Genomic DNA, 23809 nt, shown 5'->3' with positions numbered 1-23809 from the left:
ATGCAATCATTTCCCGATGAGCAATCATAAAACCGGAAGCCTGATGGAGCTTCCCCTGGAAGATGTTAAGACGAGGGTTGGATTTGTGGCGGAAGGCCTGACGGACGCAGAAGCAGCGCAACGGAGAGCGCAGTTTGGTCTCAATGAAGTAAAGGCGGAAAAGCCGCTGTCGCCCTGGCGGCGGTTATGGCGCAGCCTGCAAAACCCGTTGGTGATCCTGCTGACGGTTCTTGGATTAGTATCCTTACTGACCGGTGATGTGCGTTCTACTATCGTCATTTTTACCATGGTCGTGCTGGGCGTAGCCATCCGTTATGTACAGGAAATGCGGGCCGATAAAGCGGCGGAGAAACTAAAAGCGCTGGTGAGCACCCATGCCACCGTATGCCGCAATGGACAAGACCAGGAAATACCGCTGAAGATGCTTGTTCCCGGCGATATCGTCCGGCTCGGCGCCGGAGATATGATACCGGCAGACGTAAGACTCCTCAATGCCAAAGACCTGTTTCTCAACCAGGCTGTGCTGACCGGGGAATCATTGCCGGTAGAGAAAACTGCCACACCGGAACCTGCCGGTTATACCAACAACAACTGTTACCTGGGCACCAATGTGGAAAGCGGCTCCGCTACCGCACTGGTGGTACACACCGGGGAAGCTACCGATTTCGGCGCGCTGGCTGCGCAAATGAACAACCAGCAGGTCGTTACCAGTTTCGATAAAGGTATCAACAGTTTCACCTGGCTCATGATCCGTTTTATCATCGTGATGGTGCCGGCGGTATTTGTGATCAATGGATTCAGCCGGGGCAATTGGCTGGAAGCGTTCCTGTTTGCCTTGTCTGTCGCCGTTGGACTTACCCCGGAAATGTTGCCCATGATCGTAACGGTGAACCTTTCCAAGGGGGCTATGGCCATGTCCCGTAAAAAGGTCATCGTCAAAAAACTCAATGCCATCCAGAACTTCGGCGCCATGGACATTCTCTGTACCGATAAAACCGGTACGCTCACGGAAGGCCGTATCGTGCTGGAACAATACCTCAATCCGGATGGCGATGCCGACCAGCAGGTGCTGGATTATGCCTATCTGAACAGTTATTACCATACCGGCCTCAAAAACCTCATGGATGAAGCGATCCTGGACCATGAGGAGATGGCGGCTGCCTTGCAGGTACGGGAGGCATTCAGTAAAATTGATGAGATCCCGTTTGATTTCGTGCGTAAACGCATGTCTGTTGTACTGGAAAATAAGGAAGGACTCAATATTCTCATTTGCAAAGGTGCGGTGGAAAGTGTGATGGAACAATGCACCCAGGTGGCAATTACTGGTCGCGCCATGCCGGTAACCCCGGCGCAACGGCAACAATGCCTGGAGCGGGTAGCGGCCCTGAATGCACAGGGCTTCCGCGTAGTGGCGCTGGCCTACAAATGGATGCCAGGCGCGCCGGATGCGCCGGTATATGGTGTTAAAGATGAAACAGATCTGATACTGTCCGGTTACCTCGCTTTCCTGGACCCGCCCAAGGAAACAGCCTCCGAAGCCCTGCAAAAACTGGGTGCGCTGAAAGTGGATGTAAGGATACTGACGGGGGATAATGAAACCATCACCACCTACATCTGCCGCAAAGTAGGAGTGAATGTGGACCGCATCCTGCCCGGGCCACAAATAGAGCAAATGACAGACGAACAACTGGTGGCAGACGTCATGAATTATCACGTATTTGCGCGGCTGGCGCCTGTTCATAAGCTGCGTATCATCAAAGCGATTCAGCAAAACGGCCACGTGACAGGTTTTATGGGCGATGGTATCAATGATGCACCGGCATTAAAAGCCGCAGACGTGGGTATCTCTGTGAATACTGCCGTAGATATCGCCAAAGAAGCTTCCGATATCATCCTGCTGGAAAATAGCCTGTTGATATTGGAACAAGGGGTGGAAGAAGGCCGCCGCGTTTTTGGTAATATCATCAAGTATATCCGTATGGCGGCCAGCTCCAATTTCGGTAATATGTTCAGCGTGGTAGGCGCCAGTGCGTTCCTGCCTTTTTTGCCGATGTTACCCATACAGGTGCTGATCAACAACCTGCTGTATGATTTTTCACAGACCGCTATTCCGACCGATAATGTAGACGCCGGCTGGCTCGTGAAACCCCGCAAATGGACGATGGGAGAACTGCGGAACTTTATACTGGTCATAGGTCCTATCAGTTCCATCTTTGACTACATTACTTTTTTCCTTTTGCTATATGGATTTAATGCCTGGCACAATCCTGACCTGTTTCACACCGGATGGTTTATAGAATCGCTGTTTACGCAAACGCTGATCATTCATGTGATCCGTACCAACCGCATTCCTTTTATTGAGAGCCGGGCCAGCTGGCCACTGATTTTTACTTCAGTGGCTATTGTGGCGGCAGGCGCCTGGCTCACCGTATCACCGCTGGCAGGTACTTTCGGTTTTGTACCGCTGCCGGCGGCTTTCTGGGGCTGGCTGGTGTTGATATTGATCGCTTACGTAGCGTTGACGCAGGTGGTGAAAAACTGGTTCCACCGGCATTATGAGAAAAAAAAGAGACCTAGTGTATAGCCGTTACCGTTGTTGTTTGCTGCCCTTCGGGCAGGATGTACAGGAAGATGCTGACCAGCGCGAGAAAACCAATGTTGACGCCTGTTGCGACCTGATAGGCGCCCATATAGGCGGCGAGGGAAGGCACATGCCCCAGTAAACTGAAGAATATCCCGCCGCTGACGCCGATGCCTAATGCGATAGCGGTTTGCTGGAAAGTGGAAAAGGTACCGGAGGCAGCGCCGGCAAAACGTACCGGAATACTCTTCAGCGCCATGGTCAGCAGTGATGGTAATACGGAACCACAGCCGGTACCATAGAAAAATAGAATAACCGGCAACGCTGCTTTAGGAATGCTGCCCGTGGAGAAAAACACCAGGTGCATCACCAGCGATACCATCATGATCAGCACGCCTCCCTGCAATACCCGTTTACCATAACGTTTTACCAATGGGATAGATAACAGTGACGCCACAACGTAGCCCACCCCCTGAAAAACAAAGAGGACGCCGGTTTCGGAAGAACTATATCCCAGGCCCGTTTGCATGAAAATAGCATTGATGAGGAAGTAAGAATCCTGCACCATAAAATAAAACAATACGGCACATAAGGCGATGTTAAAATCCTTGTAGGAAAACAACTGCATATCGATCAGCGGATTTTTCCGGGCCGATAGTTTGCGTTGCTGATCGTAGCGGAACAGGAATAAGGCTCCTACAGCGCCTGCCAGGGCAAGTATGCTCCACAGCGGCCAGCCTGACTCACGGCCACGGATCAACGGATATACGAGTCCGAACAGTGCTATGGTGAGCAAGGCCACTCCGCTGATATCAAAACGGCCTTCCCGCTGTTGTACCGTGTCTGTAAGATAGCGGGCTGCTAACAACGCAGCAGCCAATCCCAGCGGCAGGTTGATAAGAAATAACAAACGCCAGCCGGATACTATCCAGTGTATATCCGGTAAGATACCGCCCAGGAACTGCCCGATTACAGAAGCAGAACCGGCAATGCTGCCATAAACACCCAGTGCTTTGATACGCTCCTTATGTTCGGGGAACAACACATGAATATAGCTGATACCCTGCGGGATCATAAAGGCGGCACTGATGCCCTGAATGAAACGGGCGGTATTCAGCTGCCACGCCGTTTGAGCAATGCCACACAACAATGAGCTGAAAGTAAATACCAGCATGGATACGATGAATACCCTTTTTTTACCGTAATGATCACCCAGCCGTCCGCCGGTGATCAGGAAGGCGGCATAGCCCAATAAATACAATGCGATAATCAGCTGCATATCGGATTCAGTACCTTGCACCCCCTGGCGAATGGAGGGCAAAGCCACGTTCACAATAAAAATATCGATGACGGCGAGAAATACGGATGTTGATACAATCACCAGCGATAACCATTTTAGAGACAGTCTGTTCATAATATCCTGTTTTCGTTAACTTTAGGATGTCAAAGTTGAGCATGGTGGCGAATTGTAACAAGTAGTTTAAAGAACAATACCTGGTATGAAAAAAAATACTATTGATGATATTCAGATAGATACACAGTCGGGGAAACTCCTATGGGAAGAAGAAAATAACTGTGCCATGACAAAAGCCATGAAGGTAATCGGCGGGAAATGGAAATTGTTATTGTTGAATGCTATCCGCAAGGAATGCCCGATGCGTTTCGGAGAATTACGCAAAAAGATGAAAGACATTACCCATGCCACGCTCACGCTGCAATTGCGCGAACTGGAACGTGACGGTATCATCGAGAGGAAAGTATATGCGGAAACACCACCCCGCGTGGAATACAAACTCACCCCCATCGGTATTCAACTGGTGCCCACTATCCAGGCGTTATGCGACTGGGGCGATGCCTACTATGCCATAAAAGGTTCCCAAAATTGTTAGATGACAGTGATTGAACAATACCGCAGCACTTTGTTTGCGGTAGCCTATAAGATGACCAAAAATGCCATGGATGCGGAAGATATACTACAGGAAGTATTCCTGGCGTATTCCCGGCAGGACACAGCCGCCATTCGGCATCCGGAAAACTACCTCGTTAAAGCGGTGATGCACCGTTGTTTTTCCCTGCTGGAAGCACGTAAAAAAACGGTCTATCCCGGTATCGATTTACCCTCCCCCATATTCCAGGAACGTTTTTCGTATATCCATGACCAGGATATTTCCTTTGCCTTGCTGATCCTGTTGCAAACCCTCAATCCATCGGAAAGGGCGGTGTTTATCCTGCGGGAAACAATGAGTTATAATTATGAAGAAATTGCGGCGATACTGGACCTCGCGCCGGATCATTGCCGGCAGCTGTTTCACCGCGCGAAGGAAAAAATAGCAGCCGGTAAAATACGGTATACGCCGGCAAGTGAGCGGCGCAACGCTTTATTCCAGGCATTTATGGAAGCCTGCTCCGGTGGCGATGCAGCGCGCCTCATGAGTTGCCTCAAAGAAGATATTACCATCTACTCCGATGGTGGAGGAAAAGCTGCCGCCGCCCGCATACCGTTAACCGGCCGTACTGCAGCAACAGCTTTCCTGCTGGGCATCTATACCAAACGCGATCGGGAACTGCGTTACGAGGTAGCCGGTATCAATGGCGAACCAGGCATCATCTGTTACAATGCCGCCACCGGTGCGGTGGATACCATTATGCTATTATCGATGGACGGGGAAGGTATCCATACGGTTTATTTTGTACGCAACCCCGACAAGCTCCGTTAGCCCCCGAACGATTGTTGGATAAAGGCTTTGTTGGCAGGCGGTATCTCCCGCCATTGAAAACGATTGGTGAAGCCGATGATAATCAACAGGGCAGCCAGCACCCCGGTGATCGCAATGGCCCGTGACCAGCCCAGGGAGCCGGTTTTGCGGTAATGAACAGCCGCCACATGTAAGGTTACCCCCGCCACGGCCAACAGGTAGTACGGAATGAAAAAGAACATAGCCGGGTACATATTCAGTCCGGCTGCCGCGAAGTAGAAATGAGTGTTCATCCCCAGCCAACGGCCGTATAACACGGCTCCCACATGAAAAAACAAAAAGAAGGAGAGGTATAACCCGGAATACACCTGGATCTTTTCTACGGTACTGCTGCGTTTACGCGTAAAAACCATTTTCAGCCCGGTTACTGCCTGGAACAGGACCGCTATCAGGAGAATGGTTTCCACTGCCGGATGCCGGTATACGGTCCGGAAAGCCTGCATCACTTTTATATGCGCGTCGGCGCCTATCAATGAAGTCAGCTGGTTAAAAAGATGAAAACCGATAAATACGGATAGGGTAATACCTGACCAGTAATGAATTGTTTTGCTGCAGGAGGTAGCATGAGCGCTTTTAGTCATAAAATCCATTTTCAGCAAGGACAGGTGAAGTGGACTTTTTGTGACAAGGCACTTAAAAAAAAATTGGCTGACTGTAGGGGCGTACGAACGAAACGTATAATTGGATAAAATGATAATATGTTGGAAATCATTGACAGTATTGGTTTTGGCGCTGATACCCTGGCAGGTGGAAGGCTGCAAAACGTTTGAATAAAATAGCTATATAAATTTGTCTAATGTTTATGCTATCAATTTATAATGATTTAGATAGTGCTATTCTATTAATAATACGCATTGGGTGTACAGAAAGGTGTATTATCAGGTGTATTATTGAAAATGCCTGATAGGTGAGAGTTGGCTACAGTAGCGTTTTTAGCTAAATGCCAATGATAACGGGAATTGTACTTTTTGTTTTAAGAATATGGTACGTTTTGTTTTTTCTCCCTTATAGTCATCTCCCGAAAGGGAAAAACAACCATCATCTTCCCGATGATCGTCAGGATTTTAACGCTTTATCCAAAAATCTCAGGGCTTTGACTTTTGATGCATCGATTTTTTCGGTATCCAATTCATCTAAGGCAGTTTGGGAAATGCCGAGTTTGGTTTTGCCCATTTCCCTGATAGCAGACAAGATCACGGAAAGCACAAAATAGTCCTTTTCGGCTGCCAGCGCGATTTTATAGACCCGGAATGCCTTTTGTTTCAGCATTTCACTTTCCTCTTTGAACCACAATTGCATAAAGGAAGAGGCACTCCAGGCTCTGCAATGCATATCGGTATCCTGTAACAGATGATTTTCAAAAATGTGGGTATCTTCCATCGTGCCTATCCAGCCCAGTACAATAATGGCCCGGTCTCTTTCATAGATGTTTTTACTTTCGGCAAATTTGCGGGCATATGCGAGGGTAGTGGCTTTATGCTTTTTACTCATTTTCCCCAACAGGAAAATCATGTCTGCCTGGAAATCCTTGTCTTCGCCGTTATCTAATTTTGATAGTAAAAGTGTTTCGGCTTTTTCTCCGTGTTCGTTGAACCGGTGCATTAAATCCCTTCTGAATTGTTCATCCAGGGAGTTGTCTTTTAACAGGCTATAATGAAACTCCACAAACGGACTTCTCATCACTTCCCATATAAAACGGCGTTTTTCTGCTTCAAGCGGATGCTCCACAATTCTTTTTAACCAGTCTTCGAATAAACCTACCTCTTTTTTGTCTGTCATACCAGCAATATACGTTTTATCCACAACCGATTGCCTTCGGAGTTTGTTATGACAGTGTTATAAAGTACTACGATGAAACAAGCAGGAAAGTTGATCATTGTTATACTGATCTTGTTACTGATCTTATTATTGCTGGCATGGATGATATGGAAGCCCTCCCGGTCTCCGGTAGAAGAAAGGCCCTCCAAACCTGTTGTAACCGAACAAACGGCTCCTGTCAATCAACCAACGGCGCCGGATACCCTGGTTTACCGGCAAAAGATGTTGCACCTGTTGCATGATTCTGCTGCCATTGCCTGGCCTTATCAGCGTGACTACCCGCTGCCGGGGGCGTTGTTGCCTTTTTACCGCATTGTGGCCTACTATGGGAATTTTTATACCCCCAGGTTGGGCGTGCTGGGTACCGTGCCGGTAGATACCATGCTGGCGCATCTGACCGCTGCCGCTGCGATGTGGCAGGCGGCAGATTCGTCTATGCCTGTATTGCCGGCTTTTCATTATATCGCGGTCACCGCCCAGCGTAGCCCGGGTAAAGACGGTAAATACCGCTTACGGATGCCGGAATCCGCGATCAATAAAGCGCTGGAGATAGCCGCGCAGGCACATGCGATCGTTTTCCTGGATATACAACCCGGGCACAGCACCGTACAGGAAGAACTGCCGCTGCTGGAGAAATACCTGTTGCGGCCGGAAGTACACCTGGGTATTGATCCGGAATATTCCATGAAACATGGCGAGGTACCGTGTTCCGTAATTGGCACCATGGATGCGGAGGATATCAACTACGCCAGTTCCTGGCTGGCTAATTTGGTGAAACAACATCAGCTGCCGCCGAAAATACTGGTGGTGCACCGTTTTACGCAAGGCATGGTCACCGGCTATAAAAACATACAACTGCGCCCGGAAGTACAGCTGGTGATGGACATGGACGGATTCGGCAGCGTGGCAAAAAAGAAAAACACTTACCGGAGCTGGATTGCCGGTCAACCGGTACAGTTTACCGGCTTTAAACTGTTTTATGAGGTAGACATCGCCACGGGCGGCCACCTGATGGAACCGGAAGAAGTGCTGGCACTGTTTCCCCGCCCGGTTTATATTCAATACCAATAACCATGAAACGTTTCCTTGTTATCTGGGGCTGTTGCCTCTCCCTCATGGCTTCCGCCCAGCAACTCCCGGTATTGTGTTACCACAATATCACAGAACCGGGAACACATAAAAACGACGGGCTGCATATTGACCGTCATCAGTTCGAACGGCAGCTGAAAACGTTATCTGACAGCGGCTATCATACCATCCTGCCGGATGAGATGGTGGCGCTGCTACAGCAGCGTAAACCTTTTCCTGCCCATGCCTGTATGATCACTTTTGATGACTCCCATGCCGAGCATTACACGGTAGCAGCGCCGTTGTTAGAACGGTATCATTTTAAAGGCGTGTTTTTTGTGATGACGGTTACTTTAAACAAACCGCATTACCTGTCATCCGCACAGATCAAAGCACTGGCAGACCAGGGGCATGTGGTGGCCAGTCATACCTGGGACCATCCTTTTCCGGAGGGTTACAAGGACTGGCATCAGGAACTGGTGACGCCCCGGCAGCAGCTGGAAAAAATCACCGGCAGACCGGTCGTGTATTTCGCCTATCCCTTTGGTGCGTACAACGACAGCATCATCACACACGTACAGCAGGCCGGTTATAAGGCTGCTTTTCAGCTGAACCACCTGCCTGCGCCGGGAAAGGTACTGTTTACGCTCCGCCGCCTGATAGTCAACGGTGGCTGGTCCGGCGCTCAACTGCTGCATGAGATGACTTTGTATGGAACGCAATAAACGCTCTTATCATGAATAATATCCCCTCCGCCATGCGCGCTATGGTGATGGAAAAGAAAGGACAGCCACTGACGTTGCAAACGGTACCGGTACCTGTGCCCGAAGGCGGACAGGTGCTGGTGCGGGTGATCGCCTGCGGCGTTTGCAGAACAGATCTGCATATCATCGATGGTGAACTGCCGACGCCTGAATTGCCACTCATACCCGGGCATGAGATTATTGGTGAAGTAGTGGCTGTGGGAGATGGTGTAACTTCTCCGGCGATAGGCGATAAGGTGGGCATACCCTGGCTGGCGTATACCTGCGGGCATTGCAAATTCTGTTCACACGGCCAGGAGAACCTGTGCGAACATGCGCTCTTTACCGGTTACAACGTTAACGGCGGTTATGCCGAATACACCGTTGCACTGGCCGCTTATTGTTTACCTATACCGGAAACCTATGTGCATCCCGGTGGTGCGCCGCTGATGTGCGCTGGTTTGATCGGGTACCGCAGCTGGCGTATGCTGCCCGAACACGCGCAGCATATTGGTTTTTATGGTTTTGGCGCCGCCGCACATATCCTTGTGCAGATAGCGCAGTTTCATTATAAATCCATTTACGCTTTTACCCGTCCCGATGATAAGGCCGGCGAAAGTTTTGCGCTGAAGATGGGCGCCGCATGGGCGGGTAGCTCACTGGACGAGCCGCCGGTACCGCTGGACGCGGCTATCATTTTTGCGGCGGATGGTGCGCTGGTGCCGAAAGCGTTATCGCAGACAGACAAAGGCGGGGTGGTGGTTTGCGCCGGCATCCATATGAGCGACATTCCCGGGTTTGCTTATCGTTTGTTGTGGGAAGAACGCAGCATTCATTCGGTAGCCAATCTTACCCGCGAGGACGGGAAGTTGCTGATGGAACTGTTGCAGCATGTACCGGTATCTGCCATTATACAAACCTATCCGCTGGAACAGGCTAATGAAGCGATACTGGCGTTGCGGGGCGGCCATGTGAAAGGCGCTGCGGTGCTGGTGATGTAAACTGTTTATGTCAGCAGGGTAGTGGGAGCGGAATTGTTTTCGGATGGTGGCCCCTGCTGGTCGTTGTCCGGCAGCCCTTTTTTTACTTTTTCCCGGAGATGTTCCACCCGTTGTTTAATCGTGTGGAAATCCTTTTCCACCGAGGTCTTGAAAGATTCCCATTTTTCATCCGCTATCTTCGATTCTTCTCTGACCCGTCGCCGCAGTTTAACCTCGCTGCGCCGGATATCGGTTATCTCTTTTTTATAGTCAGCGATCGCTTCTTTTTTCAGGTGGATGGCATCGCCATCTATTTTCTCCTGTTCGCGGTCCAGCGAATCCAGTCCTGCCCTGGTTGTTTCCTTGATATGCCGGATGGCAGCGGCGGCTTTACTTTCGGATTGTTGTGCCTGTGAAGTGTGATAACATATCCATGAGAAGGGAATGAGCATCAGCAGCTGATATATGCGCATGGGGTTATTATTTATAGGGGTGACTGATAAGTTTTTATACCCTATTAACAGTTATCCTGCAATGAATGTTATAACTGTTGAGACGGGTAAAAGATTGATTTTAATCAGGTTTCCGGCTGACTGGCCTCATTCTTTGCATGTATACGATGTTGTAGGTTTGTTTTAAAAAAAGGAGGTACTTATGGCTACACAAACAGTAACCAAACGTGCAGGTTTACCATCTGTATTTGATGATTTTTTCCGCCCCTGGAAAGACTGGGCGAGCGATTTTTACGGGGTACATGCATTGACTGTTCCTGCGGTGAATGTAACAGAAGACAAAGAAAGTTACAGGCTGTCGATGGCAGCCCCTGGCTTAAAGAAATCTGATTTTAAAATAGAACTGGAAGGCGAATTGCTGACTATCAGTGCGGAAACAGAAACAGAGAAAGAAGAAAAGAGCGGCAAATACAGCCGGCAGGAGTATAACTACAGCAGTTTTTCCCGCAGTTTTCATCTTCCCGAAGGGGTATCCAAAGATAAGATTGATGCACATTACGATGATGGTGTGCTGAAAATCAGGTTACCCAAAAATGAAGACTCCAAAAAGAATGGCAGGAATATGGAAATCCCTGTGAAGTGAATTAACTTACGATAACGGATACACGATAAAACTACCGGGCTGACCATTTGGTCAGCCTTCTTAGTTTGTTTTCTCCACATGTTGAAAATAACTGTTAAGATATTCGCTGGGGGACTTACCGGTAACGGATTTAAACACCCGGTTGAAATTGGTGATGCTGTTAAACCCGCTTGTATAGGCTACTGTAGCAATATTATCATAATTACCGTCCGTCAGTTTTTTACAGGCTTCGTTGATACGCACTTCATTGAGGAACGACACAAAAGTATGCAGCGTATGTTTTTTAAAGAAGCGGCAAAAAGCGTGTGGTGTCATGTGAACCTGACTGGCAGCATCTTCCAGGGTGATCGGATGTTCATAATTATGCATGATATAGTTATAGATATTCCCGATGCGGATACCATCATGATCGCTCACCGTTACCTTTTTATTGACGGTAGCCAGCGGGCTAATATCCGTGTAGCCGGACAGGAGGCGGAGCAGTTCCACAAAGTGCATGAGTTGTTCAGGCCCGTTGCTGTTGGATATGCGTAGCATCTGTGCAGAGATGTCCGGTGTTTGCAGGGAAGGTACTTTAAAACCGCATTGCTGCTGTTGTACAAAGTTCTTCAGGGGTTTCATCTCAGGGAGGTTGAACAGGGATGCGAGGTTGCCATCGGGATTAAAGAAGATCACCAGTGCCATAATTTTTTTACGGTTCCGCGGTGCAAAATAGGACGGGTCGCTTTTAAAGATATGAGGTTGATTAGCGCCCAGCCAGAAGATGTCGCTGGGGCGGAATGCATGCATGTTGTTATCGGCGACGAGGGTGCCTTCTCCCTGTTGTACCCAGGTGAGCTGTACTTCCTGGTGCCGGTGCAGGTGCGGGTAAAAAAAGGGTAATACGTCTTTTTGCACGATGATGGATTTATCGAGTGCCACAGGTACGGTAAACTGTAAGACTTTCATAACATTGGCGGATTGTTGGTGAATGGGTCAATATTACGAATATTAACCGTATTGTAACCGCTTGGTCGGGGAACTGGTTAAAAAACGGTAAGGTATGCCTGTTTTTTTCAAAACTGGTTAATATCAGGCTATAATTGATTACTATCGGGAAAGCCGCCTGCGGGCGTCCGGGATATTTTTGAGGAAAAAAGAAAACATGATGTCTATCGAATGGAAAGGCGTATTTCCCGCCATCACTACCAAATTTACCGCAGGCGATGAACTGGACCTCCCCTTGTTTGAGAAAAATCTGCAGGCTCAGCTGGCAGCCGGTATTGATGGTATTATCCTCGGCGGTTCACTGGGAGAAGCCAGTACGCTGACAACGGCTGAAAAAGAATCCCTGACAAAATTCACCGTAGAAAAAGTAGCCGGTAAAATTCCCGTTGTGGTAAACATCGCCGAAGGCGCTACCCGTGAAGCCATCCGTCAGGCCGGGTTAGTCAAAAAATGGGGCGCTTCCGGTATTATGCTGCTGCCACCTATGCGCTACCGCAGCGACGACCGCGAAACCGCTACCTGGTTTAAAACCGTAGCCGCTTCCACCGACCTGCCCATCATGGTATATAATAATCCTGTCGATTATAAAATTGAAGTCACCCTCGATATCTTTGACCAGCTGCAGGAACTGCCTAATATCCAGGCGGTTAAAGAATCTACCCGCGACGTATCCAATGTAACACGGATGATTAACCGTTTTGGCGACCGCTTTAAAATATTATGCGGTCTCGACACGTTAGCACTGGAAGAAATGGTACTGGGCGCGCATGGCTGGGTAGGCGGACTGGTAGATGCTTTCCCTGCGGAGACAGTAGCCATTTACCGCCTGGTAAAGGCCGGCAGGGTTAAAGAAGCGCTGGATATCTATCGCTGGTTCCTGCCACTGCTGGAGCTGGACCTGTATCCCAAACTGGTACAATTTATCAAGCTGGCGGAAGCCGAAGTAGGACTGGGCAGCGAATTCGTAAGAGCGCCGCGTTTAGTACTGGAGGGTGCCGAAAGGGAAAAAGTGCTGCAGGTAATACGTACGGCAGTAGCCCAACGCCCTGTACTGCCCGATTATCTCTCTCTATAATTTCAACAGGATGCAGATAGATCAGATAATGCAACAGGCTGCCACAGCCTACGAACAGTATAAAGATATTCCGCCCGTACAACGGGCGGCTTTCCTGGAAGCCATCGGTGCGGAGATCACCGCCCGGCGCGAAGTACTGGTGCAGGCTGCCGGAGAAGAAACCAATCTGCCTGCGGCCAGGCTGAATGGCGAAATCGTACGCACCACCACACAGCTGCAACGTTTTGCCGACCTGATAAAAGAAGGCAGCTGGGTGGAAGCCGTGATAGACACCACCCCCAATATCCGGCGGATGTTGTTGCCGGTAGGACCGGTAGTGGTATTTGGCGCCAGTAATTTTCCTTTTGCTTTCTCCACTGCCGGCGGTGATACCGCCAGCGCACTGGCCGCCGGTGCTACCGTGGTGGTGAAAGGTCATCCGGCGCATGCCCGTACGTCTTTATTGGTTTTTGAAGCGATACAGGCGGCTGTGGCGCAATGCGGTATGCCCGTGCATACGGTGCAACATGTTACCGGCGACTATCATACCGGCAAAGCACTGGTCGTTCATCCCTATACCTCAGGCGTTGGCTTTACCGGTTCCTTACAGGGCGGTAAAGCCCTCTGCGCCTATGCGGCGGAGCGGGAGAACCCGATCCCTGTTTTTGCCGAGATGGGCAGTGTGAACCCGGTGGTGTTTCTGCCGCAGGCGCTGCATACCCGTAGCGGGGAACTGGCGGAGACCTTTGCCGCCTCCATTGCGCTCGGAGCCGGGCAATTTTGTACCAATCCCGGTTTGCTGATAGGGCTGGAAAGCCCTGCTTTTACGCAGTTCCAGCAACAGCTGGGTGCTGCGCTGGAAAAAACGGCGCCGCAGAAAATGTTGCATCCCGGCATTCGTACTTCGTTTATCCAGGGCCGTAGTCGTATGTTTGCAAACAGTGAGGTAACACTGCCATCCGCACCGGTACCCGATTTCGACGACGACGCAGTACGGCCGTCGCTGGCACTTACTACAGGCGCTGCCCTTCTGGCCAACCCGGTACTAAGGGAAGAAGTATTCGGACCACATGCGCTGCTTGTTAACTGTAAAGACAAAACGGAACTCCTGGCCGTGCTGCGCAGCCTGAAAGGGCAGCTCACCACCAGCGTGATGGCTACCGATGAAGACCTCGCCCAATGGCAGGAAGTCATCGATGTACAAATCACCCTCGCCGGCCGTATCATCCTGAATGGACCCCCTACCGGTGTGGAAGTATGCGCTGCCATGGTACATGGCGGTCCCTATCCGGCCACTACTGACGCCCGTTTCACTTCCGTCGGTACTGCGGCTATCCGTCGCTGGGTAAGACCGGTATGTTTCCAGCAGTTCCCGGACACGCTGCTGCCGGATGAACTCAAGTCCGCCAACCCCCGTGCTATATGGCGTTTGGTGGATAACCAGTTCACCCGTTAAGCGCGTGCCATTTTATTAACCAGCAAATTATATCCACTTGAAGCATACTTTTTTCTGCATCGATGCACATACCTGCGGTAACCCCGTCAGGCTGGTGGCCGGCGGTGGCCCTGTCCTGAAAGGCAGTAATATGAGCGAAAAACGAGACCACTTTCTCCGTGAGTACGACTGGATCAGGAAAGGCCTGATGTTTGAACCCCGCGGCCACGACATGATGAGCGGCAGTATCCTGTATCCGCCTCATGATCCGGCCAATGATGTGGCAGTGCTTTTTATCGAAACCAGCGGCTGTCTGCCTATGTGCGGCCATGGCACTATCGGTACCATTACGATCGCTATTGAAGAAGGGCTCATTCATCCGCAGACACGGGGACGGGTAAGAATGGAAACACCTGCCGGATTGGTGGAAGTAAAATACCAGCAGCAGGGTAACAAAGTGAAAAGCGTGAAGCTCACCAATGTTCCGTCTTACCTGGCGGCTACCGGTATCGTGGTAGATTGCCCCGATCTGGGCCCGCTGACAGTCGATGTGGCTTATGGCGGCAACTTCTACGCCATCGTGGATGTACAGGAACGTTTCCCGGGACTGGAACATTTCACTGCTTCCCAATTGATCGGTTGGGCCAGGGAACTACGGAAACGGATCAACGAAAACCGCAGTTTCGTGCATCCGGACAATCCGCAGATCAATGGTTGCTCGCATGTGCTGTGGACGGGCGCTGTATTGGATTCCACTTCCACGGCACGCAATGCGGTGTTTTATGGCGATAAAGCGATTGACCGTTCTCCCTGTGGTACCGGTACCTCCGCAAGGATGGCGCAATGGTATGCCAAAGGAAAGCTGAAAAGCGGCGATGCTTTTGTACATGAAAGCATCATCGGTTCCCGCTTCACCGGCAGGATAGAAGAGGAGACCACCATAGGTGGCATGCCGGCTATCCGTCCCAGCATCGAAGGATGGGCCAGGGTATATGGATACAACACTATTTCTATTGATCCGGAAGACGATCCTTACGCTTACGGACTACAGGTAATCTGATACTATGAAAGTAATCATCATCGGCGGCGGCATTATCGGGCTGGGTAGCGCTTTTTACCTGCAACAGGCAGGTTACAGCGTTACTGTCATTGACCGTGGCGACCTGCTGCAGGGCTGTTCCTATGGTAATGCCGGCTATGTTTGTCCCAGCCATTTTGTACCCCTGGCTACGCCGGGCATTATCCGGCAGGGACTTAAATGGATGCTCAATGCCTCCAGTCCGTTTTATATCCAGCCTTCCCTTAACCGCGACCTGGTCAACTGGGGACTGAAATTCATGAAAAGCGCTACCAAACAACATGTGGAGCGTTCGGCCGTGCCGCTGCGTGATATTGCCCTGCTGAGCAAACAGCTTTACGAATCATGGGCTGCCGTACCTGGGCTTGATTTCGCCTACGCGCCTATCGGTATGATGGAACTGTTTCAAACGGAGCAGAACGCACATCATGCACAGGATACCATCAAAGAAGCGGCTGCATTGGGTATAGAAGCCCGCTTGCTGAATAGGGAGCAGTTGTCGCAAATGGAGCCGGACATGCCTATGGAGGCTTTGGGCGCGGTGTATTTTCCCGGCGATTCGCAGTTGTATCCCAATTTGCTGATGCGCAGCCTGTTGACCTTCCTCGAAAAAAAAGGGGTTCAGTTCCTGCGGGAGCAGGAGGTGAACGGCTTTGTGACGGCCGGTAACCGGATCACGGGGGTGCGCTCCGGCGCTGCTACCCATGAAGCGGACCATGTAGTACTGGCCGCCGGTGTGTGGAGTACTGCCTTAGCCCGGCAGTTTGGACTCAACATCCCTATGGTAGGCGGCAGGGGCTATTCCGTCACCTTTGAGAATACACCTTTTAAAGTGCATCATTCCATCATCCTCAGTGAAGCGAGGGTGGCTATCTCCCCGATGGATGGCAATAAAATCCGCTTCGGTGGTACCATGGAAATCACCCCGTTGCATACTCCGCCGCGGATGCGGCGCGTGCAGGGTATCTTCGATTCGGTGAAACGGTACTTCCCCGGTTTTGATATGGCAGTGCCACCGGCAGACCAGGTATGGTACGGTTACCGTCCCTGCAGCGCCGATGGCCTGCCTTATATCGGCAACCTGTCGCGTTATCGCAATGTGACAGTTGCCACCGGTCACTCGATGCTGGGTATCAGTCTCGGTGCAGCTACCGGTAAACTGGTGGCTGAACTGGTCGCTGGCCAACCAACATCGATGGACCTGCAACCTTTCCATCCGGAACGGTTTGAGCGGTGAAAGCCCGCGTAAAATGAAACAAAACGACAAAGCCTTTAAACTACCCCGTTTAAAGGTTTTGTCGTTTAATAAGGACTCCTTTCTGATGTTGATCAGACCGGTTTTTACATAAGGGAATGAACAAAATGAATGGCTGTTTGTCCTTATTAAGGACGTATCTTCATGTTGTATTAATGACTGCAATATTTACCCTTTAATACCGGAAACATATGCACATAGTGAATCGTGCCTTCAAGCAGTTATTCGTTTTTTTGTTTGTTAGAAAATTGTTTTATCCCCTGCACCTCATCGTTTACAAAATCAGCATGTGGGGACTAGGCATCCGAAACCACGAAAATGAACGGGTTTCAGGAGAAAGAGCATTTATCCGATACCTGAAACGAAAAGGGATGTTAGCCTCCGGCGTTATCTTCGATATTGGCGCCAATGTGGGGAACTATTCCGAGATGCTGCGGCGATATGATATACACCTGCCTATTTTTGCTTTTGAACCCCATCCGGTCGCCTATCAGAAGCTGAAGATCAGCGCCGGCAAAAATGATTTTATACCCGTTAAGATGGCTGCCGGCGAAGAGGAAACCAATACCGTGATCTACGATTATTCCGGCGCCGGTGGCTCTGAACATGCCAGCATGTACCGGGAAGTAATTGAAACATTACACGATGGTGTGGCGGAAGAAGTGGCTATTACCCAAACTACGCTGGATGATTTTGTATATTCCCGGGAAATCAGGGAGATCGCCCTGTTGAAAATTGATACGGAAGGGCATGAATTGCCCGTGCTGAAAGGAGCCCGGCAGTGTATTGCCGCTGGTATGGTAAAAGTGATACAGATAGAATTTAATGAGATGAATGTAATATCCCGCACCTTTTTTAAAGATATTATCGATCTCCTGCCGGGATATCATTTTTATCGTTTATTACCGGATGGACTGCAACCCCTTGGTAAATACAACCCCGCCCACTATGAAATTTTTTCTTTCCAGAATATCGTGGCCATCAAGGCGCCTGCAAAATCGTTCGTTCAAAACGTTCCATGATCCCGTCGAGGGCCAGTTGCTCCAATGCATAGCGACGGGCATTCTCCGCCATTACTACTGTTTCTTCCTGTAATGCTTTTACAATCGCGGTACTTAGCGCCGTGGCATCATCTGCTTTCACGGCAATGCCTATACGGTGTTTGCTGATCAGCTCGTACAAACCGGAGCCTTCATTGGCGGTTACAATAGGTACGCCGCCTACCGCCAGTATAGTCGTCAGTTTGGAAGGCATCACCAGGTCGCTGGCCTGTCCTTTCTGGATCACCAGGTGCAGGTCGGCCATGTTCAGGAACAGGTTGAAACGAGACGCGGGCTGTAAGGGCAGAAACGAGATATTCTTTAGTCCCCATTCGGCCGCCAGCGCTGCCAGTTGTTGTTTGTAAGGCCCGTCGCCACAAATCACAAAACGCAGACAGCGATCATGCTTTAGCTGCCGGGCGGCCGCCAGCATGGTTTCCAGTCCCTGCTTTTCACCCAGCGCACCGGAGTATAATATTATTTTACTATCTGCCGGAAAACCAAATTGTTCCTTTAACGCGGCACGGTTGTTTATGGGAAAGTAACGCGTGACGTCTACCCAGTTGGGAAACAGCTGTACATCACGATTGGCTTTGGCGGCAATACTGCTCACCATTTGCGGGGAAATGGAGGACACCACATCTGCCTTCCGGAGAATAAATTTTTCCAGCCGGAAGAGCTGCTGCAATAACCACGGAGAACGCAGCATACCCAGGTTGCGCGCGGCTTCTATCTGCATGTCCTGCACATGGTAAATAAAACGGGTACGCCTCAACGTTTTGTAGCCGGCGGCGAGTAATCCGAGGTGAAACGAAGGAGCAATGGTGATCACCACGTCGTAACGGCGTTGCAGCAACAGGTGCATCATTTTTCCGGAGGCAGCGAGACTGAAACTGAAATCCTGCAGCACCCGTTTTTTCCCGGAAGGCAACGCGGGTACGTAATGCGGACAACGATACACCCGCACGGGCCTGCTTTCACCGGCGATATATTCCCGGGAGAAAAAATACTTTTTAGGACGGTAGGCCGCGCTGACCTGCCATTCGGGATAATAGGGATAGGTGGTGAGTACGGTACAGTCGTAACCCCTGGCGGCCAGCCAGTTGATGAGTTCACCGTTGTATTTACCGGTGCCATTGGGCTCCGGTGCATAGTTGGTGGTGATCATCAGGATACGTTTACCGGAGGGCTTTATTTCAATAGGCATTTTTATCTCCTTTAATCATATTCACGATGGTTTGAAAAATGATCTGACAATCGAGCCAGAAACTGTAGTTCTCGATATACCAGATATCCATGTTGATACGTTGCTGTTGCCGGTCCAGCCGTTCGCTTTCACCGCGACAGCCATTCACCTGAGCCCAGCCGGTGATGCCGGGCTTTACCAGGTGACGCAGCATATAGTGCTGCACTGTTTTCTGCAATTCCAGGTGGATGGGAGTAACATGTGGCCGCGGGCCGACGAAAGACATATCACCTTTTAAGACGTTGAAAAATTGTGGCAGTTCGTCGAGGTTGGTACGCCGCAGAAACTTACCGATCCTGGTTACCCGTGGGTCGTTGCGCAGCGTAGGTTGAAAGGTGCCATCGCTGTTACATTCACTGTTCATTTTCATGGTCCTGAACTTATAAAAGGTCAGTTTTTTATTTTTCAGTCCCCATCTCTCCTGTTTATAGATAGCAGGTCCGGGAGAAGAAATTTTTATCAGTATAGCAATCAATATAAATAACCAGGAAAAGGTGATCAGCAGACAAAGGGTGAAACAGATGTCAAACAGGCGTTTGAACTGTTGATTACCGGTATGGTCCAGCGGGGAAGAGTGAATGGTGATGACCGGGAAATGCCCGAACAGGCTCATACTCACCGTAGCGGTGCAGTGCTGGTAACAATCGGCGATGATCTTCACCCTTTTGGCCGCTTTCTCACTGGCAATGATGATGCTTTCCGTTTCTTCCCGGCTGCTTTCCGGAATAGCCAGCACTACGTCGTCGATCTCATGATTTTCAAGGATATGCCCGAGCGAAGAAAGAGGTCCCAGGTATTTACCATTGATAGATTGATTGGGCGTATTATCTACAAACCCCACGCATTGATATCCATAATGATCATTGGAAGCAATGGTATTGTGGAAGTGCATTGCTGTTTCCCCGGCGCCTACGATCAGTATGTTTTTCATATTGTAACCTTTCATCCTGATACGGAGAAATAGTTTTTTGATCAGGATTTTAGAAAACATCATACCAACGAATATATAGGCGCTGTATATGCCAATGAAGGCTCTGGGAGAATAAAACAGTTTGAAGAAGTAGAATATGACAAACGTCAGGATACAAAAATGCATCAGCAGTGTTTTAACGATGGCCATAAACTCATAGGAAAAGGGGCGGGAGCGGAAATCGTCGTACAGGTGCAGGTATGACCCGGCGATGAGCCAGGCCGTGAGACTGATGCACCAGCCAACAACATTGAAGGGGTTATGGGAAATATGCTGAAAAACTGCAACAGTCTGCTGAGCCAGCAGATAAGCTGTCGTAAGTACCAGGCAATCTACCAGTTGCCGGAGCAGTAGGGGGACATTAAGGGCGGTTTTCATAATCAGATATGCATAAACGATTAGTTAATCACGTACCGATTCTTCTAACAATTATCTCTTCGCTGGTACAAGAGATCCATTTGGAGGATCTGCAGGTTGTCGGACTGGAGAAATCCGACCGGTGCTATGAAATCAAATCCAAGCGATTTTACAAAATGATGCATCTCATCAAACAGGGGTTCTCCATTGTACATCGGAATAAAAGAGGTTTCAAACAAGAGATAGTCTATTTGCCGTAAGGTGGCGGAAGCCCCGCGCAGCACTTCCTGTTCAAATCCCTGTACGTCCAGCTTCAGCAGGGTAGGGCTTTTCATCGGCAGGTCCGGCAGCTGGTCGAGTTGTTTTACCGGCACTTCCATACTACGGGTATGGGCGGTCTGAGGTTTCAGCAGTATCTGTTCCGCCGATACCTGTAGTGCTGAGCTGGCGTGAGAGTAGGCGTTGCTGTAAAAGGTGAGCGCGCCATCGCTGCTGCCCAGTGCGAAATTGAACGTCCGGATAGCGGGTATTTTCCGGGTATGTTGTTGCAGGCGGAGGTAGGTATCCGGTTCTGGCTCAAAGGAATAAATACGCGCCTGCGGATAGCGATGCGCTACCGCCAGCGCAAACTGGCCGATGTTGGCGCCCACGTCCAATATCGTATGCAGCGACCGGATATAATGGCTGCAGTTGTACACCAGCTGGGTAGAGGCAATGGACGCGCCACCCCGCAGGAGGGCGCCGGGCCCCCTTCCCGACCGGATCATGATTCTGGCGGCATCCGCCATTTTAAACAGGATATTCATGTTCTGAAAATTTATGGTTCCAGCAATGATGATAAAAGCGGATAGTGGCGGCGATTGTTTTTTTCCAGGAGAACAGCGCTGCCTGCCGGTAACCTTTGTCAACCAGCTCCTGCCGCAGCGGGGCCGATTCCAGGCTGCGGATACAGGCCGCAAAGGCTGCTGCATCGGGCGTGGTAGTCAGCAGTCCCGCATCGCCTACTACTTCCGGCACAGAGGTGCAGCGACAGCCCACCACCGGACACCCCGCTTTCATGGCTTCTCCCGGCGGAAATCCAAACCCTTCGTATACGGAAGGATACAACAGACAAAAAGCCTGGTTGTACAGGTAGTTGAGTTCGGGGGTGTTCACTACGGGGAATAATTGATACCGGCCCGGGATAAATTGTTGCAGCAGCGTTTTTTCCGCTTTGGTGGCTGGTCCGCCACCCACAGCGACGAGCCGGTATTCGGGTGGCAACAGCGCGACAGTTTTTACCGCGGCGGAAAAATTTTTGTAGTGATGCCGGCCACCCACATATAACACAAATGGTTGCTGTATGAAAGGCGGACGAAGCCCGGGTGGGACAGGCAGTACATACGGGAAAAAATCGTCGCTGATACCATGATGTATCACCGTGATTTTATCCGGATCAGTATGCGGATAAAAATGCAGCAGCTCCCGCCGGGTGCTGTCGGAGATACAGATGATACCGTCTGCTTTACGGATGCCATAGGCTTTCTGCCGTATGTTGACAAGCCCCCTGGGAAAGGCGGTGGACAGTTTCCGCTCATGTGCAAAATCGTGTACGGTAAGGATGTTCAGTACGTCTTTTTGCGGGGATACCCTCAGATAACCGCCATGAAAAATGGACCTGGCCGGCAGCCGGCATCGAAGCGGCAGATAACGCAGGACTTTCCGCGGCAGGATGCTTTCCTGTATACAAGGCCATTGCTGATAGGGTATCTGCCGCTCGAAAACATTGGTGGACGCCGGATTCACATTTAGCAGGTATACCGGCAGCCCGCTGTGGCAAACGCCTTTCAGCAGTTCGTGCCAGTAGGCGGAAACACCGCCTGCCTGTTGAATGGAGAAAACGATATTGTCCAGGTATATTTTCATCTTTTTAAGTTAAAACCGGTTGCTCTATGCTTTCCTCCGCAACGTCCGTCTGACATAACATCGCCGTGATCACGAGGAACAAATCTATCTGGCTGAAAAAAAAGCAGACGACTATATACGCCAGGTAGTTGCGCTGAAAGGGAGGTAGTTGTCTGTCGGCCCGTGTGAACAACCAAAAAAAGAACAACAGTCCCGCTATGCCAAATTCCGCGAGGATATAAAACCAGCGCATATTCAGGTTATGCCCGCCTACACCTTCGAGTTGTTGCATGTACCGCAGCTGCCCGGAAAAATAGTGTCCTGGTATAAAAGAGCTGTTACCCGGTCCATAACCGGTCCATATCAGGTAAGGATGATCTTTTAAAAAGTCCACTATCGGTAACTCCATATCGCGTTGCAGCGGAATGCCCAGTACCTGGTTGTCTTGCTGCCAGTACTGTGTATCGTAGCGGCTGACGGAACGTTCCAGCAACATCCGTGAAATCGCCCCATTCCTGTTCTGCAGGTAATATTGTATCAGGGAATCCTTCGCTGCCGCAACCCCCAGGAAAATACCGATGATAACGCCCAAACTGGCCAGCGCCTTAAAACGCACCAGCCGGATAGGTTTCAGCAGCAGGAATACAATAAGGGCCGACAGCATATTGATCCAGAATGTTTGGGAAGAAGTTTGTACCGCCATCAGGAAAACCCAGATCGCAGCCTTGTATTGCCGGTCGCGCAAAAATACCGGGATGGTGAGGGATATAAAAGCGCAGAAGACCTTCGGCTCGGCAAAAAATGCCTGTATCCTTACGCCCATGGGACCGTTGATCTGTTCCAGCATATAACGTTGCTGTAGTCCCAGCAGCTCGCTCAGTATATCGTTTTGTAGCACTACCTGTACAAACAGCTGTAACATCCCGATACCGGCGGAATACAGCGCTATTTTTTTTATGGTACGCAGCATTCCTTCAAACGACAGGCTATCTCTCTCCTGTAGAATACGGGAGCCAATTGCCAGCAGGGGCAGGTAATTTTTAAGATAGAAATAAATAGGCCGGATGTAATAGGCCGTCATACTGCCGCTCAGGGAAAACGGGTCCTGATATAGCTGGCTCAGCATCATGACCATCATCTGTGAAAGTAGGGGTAGCAACAGCAGTACCAGGTACTCCCGCCGGATACGCAAACGGCCGGTCAGTACCTGGTGTATTTGATCAATGGTAAGAAAGAGGGATACAAAGAAGGTTGCGTTAAAAGTAGGTCCAATGACCATCATGGCGTAAGCCTCGGTGGCGGTGGCATATAACAACATGTCGAGGACATTGATCCGCCTGCGGTGGTAGGCCGTCAGCAGCCATGCGGCAATCAGCAGGGGCATACTTTCCCTGAAAATTTCCACCAGGATATTGCTGCTTTTAACGTCCAGGTAAGCGGTATCCATGTTGTTATGGTTTTA

The 23809-nt window shown here is 50.2% G+C and carries 22 protein-coding genes; 12 read left to right on the top strand and 10 right to left on the bottom strand.

Annotated elements, in window-relative coordinates; genetic code table 11:
- Positions 1-16: 16 nt before the first annotated feature.
- A complete protein-coding gene (gene mgtA, locus ICL07_RS03560) occupies positions 17-2584 on the top strand; it encodes a magnesium-translocating P-type ATPase (protein ID WP_188086564.1) in 2568 nt (855 codons plus the stop codon).
- On the opposite strand, the gene ICL07_RS03555 is transcribed toward mgtA, so the two are convergent.
- Positions 2574-3995, bottom strand: coding sequence for an MFS transporter (locus tag ICL07_RS03555; protein WP_188086563.1), 1422 nt, complete (start codon positions 3993-3995; stop codon positions 2574-2576). The two genes, mgtA and ICL07_RS03555, sit on opposite strands and share 11 nt — an antisense overlap.
- Positions 3996-4080: 85 nt before the next feature.
- Between ICL07_RS03555 and ICL07_RS03550 the strand changes: the two genes are divergently transcribed.
- Together ICL07_RS03550 and ICL07_RS03545 are read left to right on the top strand one after the other, a co-directional pair.
- Positions 4081-4470 carry a winged helix-turn-helix transcriptional regulator gene (locus ICL07_RS03550; RefSeq protein WP_188086562.1) on the top strand — a complete coding sequence of 130 codons (390 nt, stop codon included), beginning with the start codon at positions 4081-4083 and terminating at the stop codon, positions 4468-4470.
- Positions 4471-5298 (top strand): sigma-70 family RNA polymerase sigma factor, encoded by an 828-nt coding sequence (locus ICL07_RS03545; RefSeq protein ID WP_188086561.1) that lies wholly within the window; start codon positions 4471-4473, stop codon positions 5296-5298.
- Here the strand turns inward: ICL07_RS03545 and ICL07_RS03540 are convergent.
- Both ICL07_RS03540 and ICL07_RS03535 read right to left on the bottom strand, forming a co-directional pair.
- The gene (locus ICL07_RS03540; protein ID WP_188086560.1) at positions 5295-5918 is read right to left on the bottom strand and encodes a hypothetical protein; all 624 of its coding nucleotides are present in this window, start codon (positions 5916-5918) and stop codon (positions 5295-5297) included. The genes ICL07_RS03545 and ICL07_RS03540 overlap by 4 nt on opposite strands.
- A 475-nt stretch (positions 5919-6393) precedes the next feature.
- Positions 6394-7116, bottom strand: a complete 723-nt coding sequence (locus tag ICL07_RS03535; protein ID WP_188086559.1) for a HEAT repeat domain-containing protein — start codon at positions 7114-7116, stop codon at positions 6394-6396.
- Between the two features lie 72 nt (positions 7117-7188).
- On the opposite strand from ICL07_RS03535, the gene ICL07_RS03530 reads away from it, so the two are divergent.
- The 3 genes from ICL07_RS03530 to ICL07_RS03520 are packed head-to-tail and all read left to right on the top strand — an operon-like array spanning position 7189 to position 9967.
- Positions 7189-8226, top strand: coding sequence for a hypothetical protein (locus tag ICL07_RS03530; RefSeq protein WP_188086558.1), 1038 nt, complete (start codon positions 7189-7191; stop codon positions 8224-8226).
- A gap of 2 nt (positions 8227-8228) precedes the next feature.
- The gene (locus ICL07_RS03525; protein ID WP_188086557.1) at positions 8229-8948 is read left to right on the top strand and encodes a polysaccharide deacetylase family protein; all 720 of its coding nucleotides are present in this window, start codon (positions 8229-8231) and stop codon (positions 8946-8948) included.
- 11 nt (positions 8949-8959) lie between these two features.
- Positions 8960-9967, top strand: a complete 1008-nt coding sequence (locus ICL07_RS03520; protein ID WP_223151737.1) for a zinc-dependent alcohol dehydrogenase family protein — start codon at positions 8960-8962, stop codon at positions 9965-9967.
- 5 nt (positions 9968-9972) lie between these two features.
- On the opposite strand, the gene ICL07_RS03515 is transcribed toward ICL07_RS03520, so the two are convergent.
- Complete coding sequence (locus tag ICL07_RS03515) at positions 9973-10419, bottom strand: hypothetical protein (RefSeq protein ID WP_188086556.1); 447 nt, start codon at positions 10417-10419, stop codon at positions 9973-9975.
- A 181-nt stretch (positions 10420-10600) separates the two neighbouring features.
- On the opposite strand from ICL07_RS03515, the gene ICL07_RS03510 reads away from it, so the two are divergent.
- Positions 10601-11041, top strand: a complete 441-nt coding sequence (locus ICL07_RS03510) for an Hsp20/alpha crystallin family protein (protein ID WP_188086555.1) — start codon at positions 10601-10603, stop codon at positions 11039-11041.
- A gap of 60 nt (positions 11042-11101) precedes the next feature.
- Here ICL07_RS03510 and ICL07_RS03505 read toward each other — a convergent pair whose 3' ends face one another.
- Positions 11102-11989, bottom strand: coding sequence for an AraC family transcriptional regulator (locus ICL07_RS03505; RefSeq protein WP_188086554.1), 888 nt, complete (start codon positions 11987-11989; stop codon positions 11102-11104).
- Positions 11990-12185: 196 nt separating this feature from the next.
- Between ICL07_RS03505 and ICL07_RS03500 the strand changes: the two genes are divergently transcribed.
- The 5 genes from ICL07_RS03500 (at position 12186) to ICL07_RS03480 (ending at position 17872) form a co-directional block, all read left to right on the top strand.
- Positions 12186-13103 carry a dihydrodipicolinate synthase family protein gene (locus ICL07_RS03500; protein WP_246484968.1) on the top strand — a complete coding sequence of 306 codons (918 nt, stop codon included), beginning with the start codon at positions 12186-12188 and terminating at the stop codon, positions 13101-13103.
- A gap of 10 nt (positions 13104-13113) precedes the next feature.
- Positions 13114-14538 carry an aldehyde dehydrogenase (NADP(+)) gene (locus ICL07_RS03495; RefSeq protein WP_188086553.1) on the top strand — a complete coding sequence of 475 codons (1425 nt, stop codon included), beginning with the start codon at positions 13114-13116 and terminating at the stop codon, positions 14536-14538.
- Between the two features lie 37 nt (positions 14539-14575).
- Positions 14576-15577, top strand: a complete 1002-nt coding sequence (locus tag ICL07_RS03490) for a 4-hydroxyproline epimerase (protein WP_188086552.1) — start codon at positions 14576-14578, stop codon at positions 15575-15577.
- 4 nt (positions 15578-15581) lie between these two features.
- Positions 15582-16832, top strand: a complete 1251-nt coding sequence (locus ICL07_RS03485) for an NAD(P)/FAD-dependent oxidoreductase (RefSeq protein WP_188086551.1) — start codon at positions 15582-15584, stop codon at positions 16830-16832.
- 209 nt (positions 16833-17041) lie between these two features.
- On the top strand, positions 17042-17872 hold the full coding sequence (locus ICL07_RS03480; RefSeq protein ID WP_188086550.1) for an FkbM family methyltransferase: 831 nt from the start codon (positions 17042-17044) through the stop codon (positions 17870-17872).
- Here ICL07_RS03480 and ICL07_RS03475 read toward each other — a convergent pair.
- The 5 genes from ICL07_RS03475 to ICL07_RS03455 are packed head-to-tail and all read right to left on the bottom strand — an operon-like array spanning position 17832 to position 23794.
- Positions 17832-19097 (bottom strand): WcaI family glycosyltransferase, encoded by a 1266-nt coding sequence (locus ICL07_RS03475; RefSeq protein ID WP_188086549.1) that lies wholly within the window; start codon positions 19095-19097, stop codon positions 17832-17834. The genes ICL07_RS03480 and ICL07_RS03475 overlap by 41 nt on opposite strands.
- On the bottom strand, positions 19087-20484 hold the full coding sequence (locus tag ICL07_RS03470; RefSeq protein ID WP_188086548.1) for an undecaprenyl-phosphate glucose phosphotransferase: 1398 nt from the start codon (positions 20482-20484) through the stop codon (positions 19087-19089). Before ICL07_RS03470 ends, ICL07_RS03475 begins: the two co-directional genes overlap by 11 nt.
- Before the next feature lie 44 nt (positions 20485-20528).
- Positions 20529-21269 carry an FkbM family methyltransferase gene (locus tag ICL07_RS03465; protein ID WP_188086547.1) on the bottom strand — a complete coding sequence of 247 codons (741 nt, stop codon included), beginning with the start codon at positions 21267-21269 and terminating at the stop codon, positions 20529-20531.
- Positions 21253-22368: a glycosyltransferase family 4 protein gene (locus ICL07_RS03460; protein WP_188086546.1), complete on the bottom strand. Its 1116-nt coding sequence runs from the start codon at positions 22366-22368 to the stop codon at positions 21253-21255. Before ICL07_RS03460 ends, ICL07_RS03465 begins: the two co-directional genes overlap by 17 nt.
- Positions 22369-22372: 4 nt before the next feature.
- Positions 22373-23794, bottom strand: coding sequence for an O-antigen ligase family protein (locus ICL07_RS03455; protein ID WP_188086545.1), 1422 nt, complete (start codon positions 23792-23794; stop codon positions 22373-22375).
- Positions 23795-23809 lie beyond the last annotated feature (15 nt).

Origin of the sequence: Chitinophaga qingshengii, assembly GCF_014529935.1 — a bacterium.
GTDB classification, from domain to species: domain Bacteria; phylum Bacteroidota; class Bacteroidia; order Chitinophagales; family Chitinophagaceae; genus Chitinophaga; species Chitinophaga qingshengii.
The sequence above is the reverse complement of the archived record's forward strand: the minus strand, read 5'-3'. Positions and strand labels throughout refer to the sequence as shown.

What these genes read in the sequence shown, in the direction of transcription:
- ICL07_RS03510 (WP_188086555.1), top strand. Translation starts at nt 10,601, where the DNA reads ATGGCTACACAAACAGTAACCAAACGTGCAGGTTTACCATCTGTATTT.
- ICL07_RS03540 (WP_188086560.1), bottom strand. Translation starts at nt 5,918, where the DNA reads ATGACTAAAAGCGCTCATGCTACCTCCTGCAGCAAAACAATTCATTAC.
- ICL07_RS03525 (WP_188086557.1), top strand. Translation starts at nt 8,229, where the DNA reads ATGAAACGTTTCCTTGTTATCTGGGGCTGTTGCCTCTCCCTCATGGCT.
- ICL07_RS03535 (WP_188086559.1), bottom strand. Translation starts at nt 7,116, where the DNA reads ATGACAGACAAAAAAGAGGTAGGTTTATTCGAAGACTGGTTAAAAAGA.
- ICL07_RS03515 (WP_188086556.1), bottom strand. Translation starts at nt 10,419, where the DNA reads ATGCGCATATATCAGCTGCTGATGCTCATTCCCTTCTCATGGATATGT.
- ICL07_RS03480 (WP_188086550.1), top strand. Translation starts at nt 17,042, where the DNA reads ATGCACATAGTGAATCGTGCCTTCAAGCAGTTATTCGTTTTTTTGTTT.
- ICL07_RS03530 (WP_188086558.1), top strand. Translation starts at nt 7,189, where the DNA reads ATGAAACAAGCAGGAAAGTTGATCATTGTTATACTGATCTTGTTACTG.
- ICL07_RS03500 (WP_246484968.1), top strand. Translation starts at nt 12,186, where the DNA reads ATGATGTCTATCGAATGGAAAGGCGTATTTCCCGCCATCACTACCAAA.
- ICL07_RS03545 (WP_188086561.1), top strand. Translation starts at nt 4,471, where the DNA reads ATGACAGTGATTGAACAATACCGCAGCACTTTGTTTGCGGTAGCCTAT.
- ICL07_RS03470 (WP_188086548.1), bottom strand. Translation starts at nt 20,484, where the DNA reads ATGAAAACCGCCCTTAATGTCCCCCTACTGCTCCGGCAACTGGTAGAT.
- ICL07_RS03550 (WP_188086562.1), top strand. Translation starts at nt 4,081, where the DNA reads ATGAAAAAAAATACTATTGATGATATTCAGATAGATACACAGTCGGGG.
- ICL07_RS03460 (WP_188086546.1), bottom strand. Translation starts at nt 22,368, where the DNA reads ATGAAAATATACCTGGACAATATCGTTTTCTCCATTCAACAGGCAGGC.
- ICL07_RS03505 (WP_188086554.1), bottom strand. Translation starts at nt 11,989, where the DNA reads ATGAAAGTCTTACAGTTTACCGTACCTGTGGCACTCGATAAATCCATC.
- ICL07_RS03555 (WP_188086563.1), bottom strand. Translation starts at nt 3,995, where the DNA reads ATGAACAGACTGTCTCTAAAATGGTTATCGCTGGTGATTGTATCAACA.
- ICL07_RS03495 (WP_188086553.1), top strand. Translation starts at nt 13,114, where the DNA reads ATGCAGATAGATCAGATAATGCAACAGGCTGCCACAGCCTACGAACAG.
- mgtA (WP_188086564.1), top strand. Translation starts at nt 17, where the DNA reads ATGAGCAATCATAAAACCGGAAGCCTGATGGAGCTTCCCCTGGAAGAT.
- ICL07_RS03455 (WP_188086545.1), bottom strand. Translation starts at nt 23,794, where the DNA reads ATGGATACCGCTTACCTGGACGTTAAAAGCAGCAATATCCTGGTGGAA.
- ICL07_RS03475 (WP_188086549.1), bottom strand. Translation starts at nt 19,097, where the DNA reads ATGCCTATTGAAATAAAGCCCTCCGGTAAACGTATCCTGATGATCACC.
- ICL07_RS03485 (WP_188086551.1), top strand. Translation starts at nt 15,582, where the DNA reads ATGAAAGTAATCATCATCGGCGGCGGCATTATCGGGCTGGGTAGCGCT.
- ICL07_RS03465 (WP_188086547.1), bottom strand. Translation starts at nt 21,269, where the DNA reads ATGAATATCCTGTTTAAAATGGCGGATGCCGCCAGAATCATGATCCGG.
- ICL07_RS03520 (WP_223151737.1), top strand. Translation starts at nt 8,960, where the DNA reads ATGAATAATATCCCCTCCGCCATGCGCGCTATGGTGATGGAAAAGAAA.